Here is a 12070-nt window from a genome sequence, read left to right on the forward strand (position 1 = left end):
CTTCCTGCTTTTATCGCTAGATCTTCGACCACGAAGTACAGCGCATTAAAAAGCAGAGCCATAATCAAAGTACATGAGAGATGAACCTTAACCGAAAAGGAATTTAAGGATCATTTAAAGAAACCAAATTAAGAGTAGTCAAATGAGCGCATTCAAAAAACTAGTCGAACACTCTCAAAAATGTTCACGCTTTCAACACCTAGCCTCTATTTGTGGTTGGGACCAAGCTTCAATGATGCCATCTGGTGGTAATCAAGCTCGCAGTGAAGCGATGGCCGAGCTTTCGGTTCATATTCACGGCTTAATGACTCAACCACAACTTGGTGATTGGATTGCAGACGCTGAAAACGAAGCGCTGAACAACGAGCAACAATCGTCTCTTCGTGAAATAAAACGCCAATGGCAACAAGCTAACCTACTTCCAGAAAAACTGGTTGAAGCGAAGTCTCTAGCTGGTTCAAAGTGTGAACATGCATGGCGTAGCCAACGTGGAGAAAACGACTGGGTTGGTTTTGAAAAGAACTGGCGTGAAGTGGTTGAGCTGTCTCGTGAAGAAGCGCAGATTCGCGCAGACGCAGCCAATCTAACCCCTTATGATGCGATGCTGGATATTTATGAACCGGGCACCAGCTCTGCTTCACTTGATACCCTATTTGCAGACGTTAAAACTTGGCTTCCAGGTTTAATTGATGAAGTGATCGAAAAACAATCGAGCGAGCAATTTAACGCACCATCAGGTATCTATTCGACCGAGAAACAGAAAGCACTGGGTTTAGAAGTCATGAAGCTGCTTCAGTTCGATTTTGAACACGGCCGACTAGATGAAAGTGTCCACCCATTCTGTGGCGGCGTCCCTTCAGACGTGCGTATCACAACACGCTATGACGAAGCGGAATTCGTTCAAAGCTTAATGGGTATTGTGCATGAAACAGGACACGCGCGTTACGAACAGGGATTACCAAAGCACCTAGCAGGACAACCGGCGGGTGAAGCGCGCTCTATGGGTATCCATGAGTCTCAATCTTTGTTCTTTGAGATGCAAGTCGGCCGCAGCGACCCGTTCATTGGACACTTAGCAAACTTAGCTGGTCAGCAATTCTCAGGCTCAGAGTTTGAAAAAGAGAACTTCCAGAAGATCTACACTCGTGTGAAGAAAGACTTCATCCGTGTTGATGCCGATGAGCTGACCTACCCTGCACACGTTATCTTACGATACGAAATTGAGCGTGATTTGATCAACGGCAAGATCAAACACACCGATGTCCCTGAACTTTGGAACAATAAGATGCAGTCTTACCTTGGTTTAAGCACTCAAGGCAACTTCACTAACGGCTGTATGCAAGACATCCACTGGACAGACGGCGCATTTGGGTACTTCCCATCTTACACACTAGGTGCGATGTACGCGGCTCAGTTCATGGCTTCAATGAAGAAAACGGTAGATATAAACTCTGTGATTGAAAGCGGTGATCTGTCGCCTATCTTCACTTGGTTAGAATCGAACATTTGGAGCAAAGGCAGCCTGCTGACCACCGATGACTTGGTGAAAGGCGCAACGGGCGAAACCTTGAATGCACAATACTTCAAAGATCATTTGAGAAGTCGTTATCTGTAGATAAAACGCCCAACTACATTGAAGGTTTCTACTTGCAGAGCTTGCTGTGTAAGTAGAACCAAGCTGAAAAAAGCATAGTACAAGTATTGTAAGTCAAAAGTCACAATTATGGCTGAAGGGTAGCTTTGGTTCTAACTAGAAAAGAGGCACTTCTGAGTTACGAAGTGCCATCTGTGAAGGTTCTGGACATTTCCGTTTTAGCAAGATTGCCAATTAAGCAAAGCATGAATTATTAAAAGGATAGAAAAAGTCGCTTACGTGATTGTCAGGGATCATTAGACCACTACAACTTCAATTGTCAGTTATAACTAAAACGGCACCTAGCCTTTGAGCAAAAAACCCTATATAACTCATCCCCACCTTCATGCTCTCTTACTCGAAAGAAAAAAATACTTTTCCCTCCCTCCTCATACGCGAGAGCTAGCTCAGCATCATCTCTTATCAAACCTTCAGCTACTAAGTGAACTTCTAATGCATCGAGTGCTTTTTCTTCTAAGGCTTTATCGTGAATTGGTTTAAAACCTCCAAATGAAAGGGAAGAAAAAAAAAGAGCAAAAACAAAAAAAACAATTCGCATAACTATTCCTTTTTTATTAGTTCAATACTAATTCCAGTTTAGTAAGAAATTAAGATTGTCGCAGCAGTGAAACTAAATAGATAGCTCTCGTTTCATGCAATTAAAGTCGGAGTTCATCATTCTTATTATGGTAAATGGGTAAATTAGCTACCAAAAACAACCCTCAGACCGCCTCAAACGCTCTCAGCGAGGATTTTGGGCTTGTTCAAGGCTATGCTCATACTACCTTGTATGTGTGTGACTCTTTCAGTGCGACTTACAGAGCAAAAACTAGCGAATTCGTTTGAGTCAAGAACTGTACTCTGCCCCCCACTTTTCGTACTTTGTGAGTTAAGTCGCCCCGTTAGCAAGAATTTGGACAGCCGCAACTACCTTAAAATGCAGGTCACATTCTCCACTGGACGGACGGCGCATTCGGTTACTTCCCACCTTACACATTAGGTGCGATGTACGCGGCTCAGTTCATGGCTTCAATGAAGAAAACAGTGGATGTGAACTCAGTGACTGAAAGCGGTGACCTATCCCCTATCTTCAATTGGTTAGAATCGAACATTTGGAGCAAAGGCAGCCTGCTTACTACTGATGATTTGGTGAAAGGTGCAACAGGTGAAACCTTGAATGCGCAATACTTCAAAGATCATTTGAGAAGTCGTTACCTTTAATGGAATAAATCGATAGAGGCTGATCAGTTTATTGATTCAGCCTTTTTAATCACATTTTCAAAACATACTTAGATTGATTTGAAGGTTTTATCCCTTCATCGAACTTAACAATCACGGAAGATTCTGGTACCTACTAGCACGAAATTGGACATAAACGTTTTAGTACCTTCAATAATAGGTAATAAGCATGGAAAGCACTTAACTTCGTGCTCAGTTTTGATGGTGGCGATCATTACACCTTGAACTGTTTTCGATATTGACTTGGTGTGACAAGTTTATAGCGCTTAAATAAACGATTAAAATTTGCCTGATTGTGATAGCCCACTTTTTCCGCTATTAAATTAATGGCCAGATCTGAATGGGTAAGTAGCTCCGCTGCATGGTTCAGCCGTAATTTTTTTAAATGCTGACTAAAACTCTCGTGAAAGTGTGCCTCAAATATTCGGTGGATTGAGCTTTCGCTAGTGCTTAGTTGGAGTGATAGATCTGCCAGTGTGATAGGAAGATGGTAATTGTTTTCGATGTAATGGCTGAGATTTTCGACTTTTGAACGGTCAGATGCAATGTTGGGGCTATTTGCGTCAGTTAGGTTTTGTGTTGAAAAAGAGAGCAAATTTGTCGCGGCTTTATCTTCAGCAATAACGCCCAGTATTTGAATTAAAATAGCGAGTTGGTTGATGTGAGTATTATTGGTAAGTTCATTGATTAGTAGGAATACCCTCTCACCAGAAAGCTTAGACAACATTATACCTTTCTGGGCCCGCTTCAGTACTGTGTCTAATTTTCTTAGTTCAAAGCAATTAAATATTATATTCGCAATCCAGTCGCGTTTGATCCAAATACTATGACGTTCAGGGGGAAACTCCGTTGAGCTGCTTTTACAATCAAAGGCGTGTGGCGTACCAGGAGCGATAAGCCATAGCGCATTGTGCACTATCTTTCCCTGATAGTGACCCGCAAAGCCAACTCCCTGAGCATGCCGATGTAATACCAGTTCAAATTCTTGATGGTAGTGCCAGTCATAAAAACCAGCGCTGTCTTGGGTTTTTAAGTAGCGCCAAGAGAGCCCCTGTCGTTGAGGGACTTTTTCAAATTTTGCTTTACTCACCACGATGCGCCTCTAGAAAGTATTATATTTTGACATGATAGTACTTAAATTATCTGTCATTACTAACCTTTGATGAAATAGTATTTAAACTTGACAGGGGAGCATTAGATATACATCGCAAAAAAAATACTATGAAGACATTAAAGATGAAAAGGCATAGCGCTAGATTTGAAGAAGAATATGAAATATTTGGAACTTATCCTGTAGCGAAGCTCTTTATGAATAGTTCAAAAAGAGGATTAAGAAATTGGGTATACAAGTTGAAGCCTCAGTTGGCAATATAGAGTCACTACACAGTGCAATCACAGGCGGAGCAACACGCATTGAACTATGCTCTGCACTCGCTCTGGGTGGATTAACCCCCTGCTTTGGTACGATGAAAGTTGCAGCCCGTATCTCATCCATTCCGGTCTACGCATTGATTCGCCCACGACAAGGGGATTTTCTCTATAGCGAGGAAGAAATACAAATCATGTTGTATAGCATCAAAGCAGCTAAAGAGGCTGCTCTGCAAGGTGTGGTGCTTGGCGCATTAGATGCAGAAGGAAACATAGACATGATAAGTTCAAGACGACTTTGTGACTATGCTCACAAACTCGGTCTTGGGGTGACCTATCACCGTGCGTTTGACCAGTGTAACAACGCGAAGAAAGCACTGGAAGATATTATTGAGCTGGGTTGTGAGCGCATTCTGACTTCCGGCCTTGCATCGTCTGCACAAGAAGGCATAGAGGTACTGGAAGAGTTAGTTGAACAAGCTGGTGAACGCATCTCAATCATGCCCGGCGCTGGAGTTAATACAGGCAATGCAAAACAGATCCTAGATAAAACTAACGCGTTTGAACTGCACCTGTCAGGAAAAACCACTCGAAGCAGTAAAATGAAGTTCATTGCTGAGCAAAGTAAGATGGGGTCAGCAGATGTAGATGATTATCAACTCCCAGTAACTGATCAAGAGACCATATCAGCGGTATTACGTTTAGTTAATGATTCAGATGAGATAAATCATGATTAAAGAAATTTGTGTAGAAAACTTCACATCCATTCCTGATGCCATTAGAAATGGGGCGAATAGAATTAGTTTGAAAGATAACTATCGAGGACAGGGGACTACCGTCAGTAAAGGGGTAATGAAACAAGCTATCGCTTATGCACACTTTCATAATGTGACAGTTTGCTGTTGTATCAGACCACGAGTGGGGAACTTCGTCTATACCCGAGAAGAAATTGAGATCATGCTGACTGACATTAGCACAGCGATAGAGATGGGAACCGATGCTGTTGATTTTGGCTGCTTGAACGACGATAACACACTTGATAAAGACGCGATGCTTACATTACTTGAAGCTGCAAAAGGTATTACGGCAGTCTTTCATATGGCGTTCGATGAGATCCCTCGAGACGAGCATAAAAACACATTAGATTGGCTTGCCAATAATGGCATAAGTGCAGTGTTAACTCATGGTGGCAAGATAACAGATCCAATCGATCTTGATTATATCAAAGAAACGATTGAAATGAGCAATGGACGGATGACCATTATTCCCGGTGGCGGAATTAACTATATGAATGCGGAACCGATAGCCAAAACACTTGAAATCAGTGAGATTCATGGCTCGCAGATAGTTAAGTTGGATAGCTATGAGTTTTAGTCAAATGCAATAACAGCTAGTGAATTCTCACCTTAATTTTAGTTTAGAATCGAATTGTATTAACAGACAAGAACCTACAGTAATACCAATGGGGTCATATATGATCCCATTTATAGAGGCATAGTGAATTTACCCGCTTAGTTAGAGTTCTAGGTATAAGGAAAAATAAGGCTAATCGCGGAAATTGAAATCAAGTTCAATAGAGCTCTGGCACACAATGGGGCATTTTCGTGTTACATGCCCCGTCAGCGCACTTCCGAACAATTCTGTGTCAGTGACTTTGCTAAATTAGCATTCAAGAATTACCCTAGATATTGCGAGCCTCCACTGCAGTGGCGGAGCGACAACTCAGCTGAGAAAGGAGTGGAGAATCTTACATGCTCTTGCAGGGGCGTTCGAAATTAGGTTTATCCAAAAGCAAAAGTAACACCCTGATCTGCTCAAGTTATGATTGCGTAGTTTCATGGTTATCATATGAAACAACATTCTCATAAAGTGAAAGAGTACGCTATTTGTCATTTCTCCAGATTTGATAGCCGCTTTGTTGCGTTGCCTTACCAAGTAAATGCGCTGCCACGGGCGCGGTGATAAAGATAAATAACATCGTGCCAATCACTCGAGAAATCACCGTGATATCGGGTATCGCAATCGCCACCGCTAATAACAGCGAAGCTAAGCCTACAGTGCCAGCTTTAGTTACGGCGTGCATTCGCGTGTAGAGATCAGGCATTCGTAAGATCCCAAGACTTGCGATGAGCGTAAACAAGGTTCCAAGACAAAGTAAAATCCCAACGATAATGTCCATTACACCTCTCCTTTTCTTTTGAAGATCAACCTTGCAAAAGCAATCGTCCCTAGGAAAGCCACTAGACCGAGCGTGATAGCAATATCCAACAAGGATTGTTGCCCACTATCTAAGGTATAAACGGCAATAAAGCCCACTGTGACGAATGAAATCAAATCAAGCGCTATCACTCTATCGGCCAAGGTAGGACCAAGAACCAAGCGAATGAATGCCATCACGACACTGAGCAACAAACCAATATAAGCGAACGTGATGCTCATCTGTAACCAACTACCTACTTGTAATCCATCAGCCACGCGTCACCTCCAAAATCCGTTTTTCTAAACCGCCTTTGATTTCTCTAATAACCTTTTCGTGCTCGGGTGCAAACATCGCATGCACCACCATGTGCTTCTTATCTGGTGTGACATCCAAGCTCAAGCTTCCCGGAGTAAGTGAAACCATGTTCGCGAGCAACGAGATCTCTAAATCTGACTCAACATCTAACGGCACATAAACAATATCTGGGTCACTCAAATGGGTTGGCGTGACCACATCCCAGACGACTCTGGCTACCGAGATCAACATCTCGTAACAGAAGAAAAGAAACAGGCCGACCAGAGCACGGAAGCGTCGGAAGTAGCTGGTTTTCAAACCAAAAGGTTGACTGAGTCGCAATGCCAAAAAGCCAACCACAAAACCAAGAATGAAGTTCGTGCCTGTATAGTTGCCGTTTAGCAGCATCCACGCAAAGGCGAGAAACAAATTCAAAAATAGATAAATCATTGGCTCCCTCCCGATGCATTCAATGCCACGCGTTCTGCTATTTCACTCTCAGCCAACGTACTCTCTCCAAGAACCGCTTTTACGTATGCTTGGGGCTCAATCAACTGTTCTGCTGCCTGCACTGCAAATTGGTAAAACGGCTCGGCTGCCAAACCAATAATCAGACTTAACGTGGTCAACGTGGCTATTGGCACGCAATACAATCCTTTTGTGTACTTGTTCATTGGCTGAGCTTTGAGTGTTTGCTGAGGCTTTTTCCAAAACACCTCGTTCCAGATCTTGGTCATCGAGAACACCGTTAACAGACCCACTAAGAGCGCTATCCCTGCAAGCCAATACAACTCGGTTTGCAAACTAGATTTGATGACAAGGAACTTGCCCCAAAAACCCGACAGAGGTGGAAACCCCGCTAAAGAGAATGCTGGAATAAGAAACAAGAAAGCGAGCCAAGGCATGGCTTTGTATACGCCGCCTAATTGCCCTAAATTGCCCGATCCATATTTACGCTCGATAAAGCCGCCAATCAGGAACAAATTTGCTTTCACAATGATGTGGTGCATGATGTAGAAAATCGCTCCCGCAATAGCGAGCGGCGTGTAGATCGCCAATCCCATGATCATATAACCGACCTGGCTGATGATATGGAAAGAGAGAATTTTTTTAATGTCGTACTGGCTCGCGGCCCCCAATACACCAGTTAACATCGTAAGCCCCGCCACCCACATCAGAGTTGGCTGCCAACCACTTTCTGATAGCGGAAAAATCAAAGTGAAGACACGAATCAGCGCATACACTCCAACCTTGGTCAGCAACGCAGCAAACAGTGCGACAACGGCGCTTGGCAATGTATGGTAAGAAGCAGGCAGCCAAGCAAAAACGGGAAACAACGCTGCTTTTATCGCAAACGCGAATAGGAACAGTACCGCGAGCAAAGTTTTGGTGTCTGACGGAATCAATGTGGCTTTGGCGTGTAAATCCGCAAGGTTCAAAGTCCCTGTTGCGCCATAGAGTAAGCCAATCGCAAGCAAGAAGACCAAGGTCGATATTAGATTGAGCATCACGTACTTCACCGCTCCATCCACTTGTTGCTTCGATCCGTCCAAAATCATCAAGCCAAACGATGCTATCAACATCACCTCGAACCATACATAGAGGTTGAAAATGTCGCCAGTTAGAAACGCACCATACACGCCGGCCAACAAGACATGCATCAGCGCATGAAACGTGCCGTAAGACGCCTTTTCTTGCAGATCGCCCATGGCGTAGAACATGATCACTACGCCAATAATGGCCGTCACTGTCACCATGGCGACGGCAAGATAATCCGCCACAAAAACAATGCCAAATGGCGCAGTCCATTGACCGAATGCCACTGCTTGTGGACCACTGTTGATGACATCGTGCGTCAACAGCGCTGCAATCACCAAGGTTGCCAATGCGCTTGTACCGCTTATTGCATCCACCAGTGCTTTGTTACGCTTCACGCAGAAGATGGCGACAGCGGTAAGAAGCGAAATAACTACGGGTAACGTTAACCAAATCGTCGTCATTCATCCTCCTCAGAACGTCGCATCGCATCAACATCGGCCGAGCCCGCTTCGGAATATGCGCGGTAAAACAGCATTAATGCGAATACCAGCAAACCAAAGCCAATCACAATCGCAGTCAGAATTAAGGCTTGAGGAAGCGGGTTTGCCGCACCTTCTGGTGGTAACGCAGAATTCGCCTCAATCAATGGCGGTAGTCCGGGGGTTAAACGTCCGGCGGTGAAAATCGCGATGTTCACCGCACTGCTCAACAAGATCAGACCGTATAGTAAGCGTAAGATGTGTCGTTCAAGCATGAGATAGACACCAGCAGCGACAAACACACCGACCACGAGGCTCCATAGTACTTCCATCAGTCCAACTCCTCATTCACACGCAGCAACATCCCCATCACGCCACCAATGATGGCGAGGTAAATGCCGACGTCGAATATCAACGGTGTGCCAAGTGGCAGAATGTCTTTCCACCACAAACCCGTTAAGAACGGAAAATTGAAGGCAAAGCTCATTAGGCCAGCCACAAAGCTTAAGAAGATGCCAAACAGAGCAATGCTAAATGGTGCGTAATACAAGCGGTCACGAACATACTTTGGCGATTCCGCAAACATCAGTAACGCAAAACCAATCACAGCGATCAGCGCGCCAATAAAGCCACCACCCGGCTCGTTGTGACCTCGTAATAAAAGGTAAAGTGAGAATACCAACATCAGCGCTGCAACGATGTGTGCGGTAGTCGCAAAGATAAGGGAACGGACACGATTACGTTTGTGATAGTGCGTTTTCAACAAGCTAACCGCAGCGATACCCGCCATCACGACCACAATCACCTCACCCAACGTATCGAAGGCTCGGAAATCAACCAAAATAACATTCACAATGTTGCGTCCATGCCCACCGGGAACACTATTCTCTGCGAAGAAATCAGCCAGAGTGGAATCTAGAGGTTGTGCGGTGATGTTTATCAACAACGCCGTTACCGACATACCAATCACACCTGCTATCGCTCCGTGCAGTAATCTTCGACGTACAGAATGTTGCGGCACCGTCAATAGATCTGGGATATGGCGTATCAAGAGCACCACAAATACAACCATCAAGGTTTCTACCAACAACAAGGTTTTCGCGACATCTGGCGCGCTATAAAGCATAAAGACTAAGGTGGTCATGAAACCCACCACACCAAGGGCAGAGACCGCCAGCAAACGAGACGTGGTAAAGGTGCAGACTAAGGCAGCACCAATGAGCAGAAGTGCAATGCTGATCTCGTAGAAACTAATGTCTGCTAATGCAGCAAAACGAGCTTGTGGGATCACTAACGGGCTGCTTAACAGCAATCCTGCCAGCACAATAAAGAACAACAATACATAATGACTTAAGCGCTTTTGCTGCAACAACTGCGTTTGCCATTTCGCCAAACGCATCATGCCAGCCATGATTTTGTCGAAAACGGATTCTGCCGTTGGCAACACGGGCACTTTACGTTGCCAGCTCACTAGCAGCCTTGGGTAGATTCGATACAAAACAAAGCCAAGTAACAAGGTTAATGCGCTGAGCACCAACGGCAGATTCACGCCCTGCCACAACTTGGCAGCTTGTGGTTCGGAATCCGGCAAGCTTGATAAAACACCCGGAATAACCACATTGTTATTGATCCAACCCAAGCCAAATAACGGCGCAAGCACACTGGCTATGGCAAGCAGCATTGCTGGCATCCATAACCCTTTACTGGCTTCCACTTTCTTGGCTGGCGTTGGATTACCTTCATACGTCGCGAAGAAAGGTTTAACAATCAGCGCCAACGCCAATGCCACCATGGTGACGTTAACCAAAAGGAATATCGTAGTTAGGATGACACTCACTTCCAAACTGGATTTGTACATGTACTCTTTGCTTAAGAACCCAAGTAGCGGCGGCACACCCGATTTCGATAAGGCGGCTAGGATTGCGGCTGTGACACTGAGTATTAGTGCTGCTTTCAAACCATGCAGCATACGAATATCACGCGTTCCTGTCGCTTTATCGATATTACCCACCACCATAAACAGCGCAGCTTTGTAGAACGAGTGCGCCAAGATAAACAGCAGCGCGGCCATCATCGCTAACTCAGTTCCCATGCCAATCAATAGCACCAATTTACCTAAGGCAACATTCGTGCTGTATGCCAGCATCAGCTTCACATCGGTTTGCTTTAGGGCCAGCAGCGCGCACCATATCGCGGTAAAGCCACCAAATATACCGAGCGTGTAAAACCAAATCTCGCTGTGTGAATAAATCGGTGACACACGGGCAAGTAAGTACACGCCAGCCTTTACCATAGTGGCAGAATGAAGATAGGCACTCACTGGCGTTGGCGCTGCCATGGCATTGGGTAGCCAGAAGTGGAATGGAAACTGCGCTGATTTGGTGAACGCACCGAGTAAGATCAGAACCAGTGAAGGCAGGAACCATTCATGTTTTACAATCAGCGCACTTTGCGCGATGATAGTACTTATCTCATAGCTACCAGCCATTTCACCCAGCAGTATCAAACCTGCTAATAACGCCAAGCCTCCAGCACCCGTAACAATGAGCGATTGTAATGCGTTCTTGCGGGATTTGCCTTTCTCGTGATTAAAGCCAATCAAAAGATACGACGTGATGGTGGTGAGTTCCCAAAACACAAAAAGAAGCAGGATATTGTCGCTCGTGACAACACCTAGCATGGCTAACATGAACAGCGTTAAGTACAGGTGGAAAGAGAATCGAGACGAATGTCCCTTCAGGTAAGCCAGTGCGTATATCTGGATAAGCGCACCGATACCGCTGATCAAAAACGCAAATAGGAAAGACAAGCCATCCAACTTGAAGCTCAGGTTAACATCTAAACCCGGAACCCAAGCCGCTTGCCAACTCACGCCTCCCGGCGTATACCAACTGAGGAGTAAGAAGAAAATGACCATGGGCAGCACAGGGAAGATCGCTAGAATCATAGAACGATCTTTTGAGCCCTGTGTGTTTTTATTCCCTAATACACTATTCAATATCGCCATCCATTTCGATACAAACCGATACGGTTAATGGTTTAAGTTACTTACTATCTTGTGAGACGTAAGAGTGCATGTCGCTACAGGAATTTACGCGGTTGAGTTGGTACGCAGGCATTTCATGAGTAAGACTCAAAGCATCATATGAGCAGTCTCCGATATCGTTTCTCGGGCATGCATAAATGTGAGAGCGCTCAAGCATTTCAGTTTGGCAAATAGGACATAGTTTCTTCATACTACCCTCCACTAAGAAGTTATTAGTCTGTCGTGTACATGCTTGCTTCAGTATTGCTATTTCCGCTTTTCGAGATCAATTT

At 44.8% G+C, this 12070-nt stretch carries 11 protein-coding genes and 1 pseudogene; 4 read left to right on the plus strand and 8 right to left on the minus strand.

The window, feature by feature from the left end; genetic code table 11:
- The first annotated feature begins 142 nt into the window (after positions 1–142).
- Positions 143–1615, plus strand: coding sequence for a carboxypeptidase M32 (locus AC3CH3_RS08575; RefSeq protein ID WP_488536956.1), 1473 nt, complete (start codon positions 143–145; stop codon positions 1613–1615).
- 298 nt (positions 1616–1913) lie between these two features.
- Here the strand turns inward: AC3CH3_RS08575 and AC3CH3_RS08580 are convergent, their stop codons facing one another.
- A complete protein-coding gene (locus AC3CH3_RS08580) occupies positions 1914–2192 on the minus strand; it encodes a hypothetical protein (protein ID WP_017063787.1) in 279 nt (92 codons plus the stop codon).
- A gap of 392 nt (positions 2193–2584) precedes the next feature.
- On the opposite strand from AC3CH3_RS08580, the pseudogene AC3CH3_RS08585 reads away from it, so the two are divergent.
- Positions 2585–2854: pseudogene (locus AC3CH3_RS08585) on the plus strand (carboxypeptidase M32); the annotation flags it as partial.
- Positions 2855–3086: 232 nt separating this feature from the next.
- Here AC3CH3_RS08585 and AC3CH3_RS08590 read toward each other — a convergent pair.
- Positions 3087–3962: an AraC family transcriptional regulator gene (locus AC3CH3_RS08590; RefSeq protein WP_139137173.1), complete on the minus strand. Its 876-nt coding sequence runs from the start codon at positions 3960–3962 to the stop codon at positions 3087–3089.
- Between the two features lie 247 nt (positions 3963–4209).
- Between AC3CH3_RS08590 and AC3CH3_RS08595 the strand changes: the two genes are divergently transcribed.
- Together AC3CH3_RS08595 and AC3CH3_RS08600 are read left to right on the plus strand one after the other, a co-directional pair.
- Positions 4210–4977: a copper homeostasis protein CutC gene (locus AC3CH3_RS08595; RefSeq protein WP_019823018.1), complete on the plus strand. Its 768-nt coding sequence runs from the start codon at positions 4210–4212 to the stop codon at positions 4975–4977.
- A complete protein-coding gene (locus tag AC3CH3_RS08600) occupies positions 4970–5614 on the plus strand; it encodes a copper homeostasis protein CutC (RefSeq protein ID WP_019823016.1) in 645 nt (214 codons plus the stop codon). The genes AC3CH3_RS08595 and AC3CH3_RS08600 overlap by 8 nt, the downstream gene beginning before the upstream one ends.
- 508 nt (positions 5615–6122) lie before the next feature.
- Here the strand turns inward: AC3CH3_RS08600 and mnhG are convergent.
- The 6 genes from mnhG to mbhE are packed head-to-tail and all read right to left on the minus strand — an operon-like array spanning position 6123 to position 11699.
- A complete protein-coding gene (gene mnhG, locus AC3CH3_RS08605; protein ID WP_488536957.1) occupies positions 6123–6419 on the minus strand; it encodes a monovalent cation/H(+) antiporter subunit G in 297 nt (98 codons plus the stop codon).
- The gene (locus AC3CH3_RS08610) at positions 6419–6679 is read right to left on the minus strand and encodes a cation:proton antiporter (protein ID WP_009699163.1); all 261 of its coding nucleotides are present in this window, start codon (positions 6677–6679) and stop codon (positions 6419–6421) included. The genes mnhG and AC3CH3_RS08610 overlap by 1 nt, the downstream gene beginning before the upstream one ends.
- A 28-nt stretch (positions 6680–6707) precedes the next feature.
- Positions 6708–7184, minus strand: coding sequence for a Na+/H+ antiporter subunit E (locus AC3CH3_RS08615; protein ID WP_019823010.1), 477 nt, complete (start codon positions 7182–7184; stop codon positions 6708–6710).
- Positions 7181–8734, minus strand: a complete 1554-nt coding sequence (locus tag AC3CH3_RS08620; RefSeq protein WP_488536958.1) for a Na+/H+ antiporter subunit D — start codon at positions 8732–8734, stop codon at positions 7181–7183. Before AC3CH3_RS08620 ends, AC3CH3_RS08615 begins: the two co-directional genes overlap by 4 nt.
- Positions 8731–9084, minus strand: coding sequence for a Na+/H+ antiporter subunit C (locus AC3CH3_RS08625; RefSeq protein ID WP_488536959.1), 354 nt, complete (start codon positions 9082–9084; stop codon positions 8731–8733). Before AC3CH3_RS08625 ends, AC3CH3_RS08620 begins: the two co-directional genes overlap by 4 nt.
- Positions 9084–11699 carry a hydrogen gas-evolving membrane-bound hydrogenase subunit E gene (gene mbhE / locus AC3CH3_RS08630; protein WP_488536960.1) on the minus strand — a complete coding sequence of 872 codons (2616 nt, stop codon included), beginning with the start codon at positions 11697–11699 and terminating at the stop codon, positions 9084–9086. The genes AC3CH3_RS08625 and mbhE overlap by 1 nt, the downstream gene beginning before the upstream one ends.
- Positions 11700–12070 lie beyond the last annotated feature (371 nt).

It is taken from the genome of Vibrio sp. QJM3NY_35 (assembly GCF_057785915.1).

What these genes read in the sequence shown, in the direction of transcription:
- AC3CH3_RS08575 (WP_488536956.1), top strand. Translation starts at nt 143, where the DNA reads ATGAGCGCATTCAAAAAACTAGTCGAACACTCTCAAAAATGTTCACGC.
- AC3CH3_RS08580 (WP_017063787.1), bottom strand. Translation starts at nt 2,192, where the DNA reads ATGCGAATTGTTTTTTTTGTTTTTGCTCTTTTTTTTTCTTCCCTTTCA.
- AC3CH3_RS08600 (WP_019823016.1), top strand. Translation starts at nt 4,970, where the DNA reads ATGATTAAAGAAATTTGTGTAGAAAACTTCACATCCATTCCTGATGCC.
- mnhG (WP_488536957.1), bottom strand. Translation starts at nt 6,419, where the DNA reads ATGGACATTATCGTTGGGATTTTACTTTGTCTTGGAACCTTGTTTACG.
- AC3CH3_RS08610 (WP_009699163.1), bottom strand. Translation starts at nt 6,679, where the DNA reads ATGAGCATCACGTTCGCTTATATTGGTTTGTTGCTCAGTGTCGTGATG.
- AC3CH3_RS08615 (WP_019823010.1), bottom strand. Translation starts at nt 7,184, where the DNA reads ATGATTTATCTATTTTTGAATTTGTTTCTCGCCTTTGCGTGGATGCTG.
- AC3CH3_RS08620 (WP_488536958.1), bottom strand. Translation starts at nt 8,734, where the DNA reads ATGACGACGATTTGGTTAACGTTACCCGTAGTTATTTCGCTTCTTACC.
- AC3CH3_RS08625 (WP_488536959.1), bottom strand. Translation starts at nt 9,084, where the DNA reads ATGGAAGTACTATGGAGCCTCGTGGTCGGTGTGTTTGTCGCTGCTGGT.
- mbhE (WP_488536960.1), bottom strand. Translation starts at nt 11,699, where the DNA reads ATGATTCTAGCGATCTTCCCTGTGCTGCCCATGGTCATTTTCTTCTTA.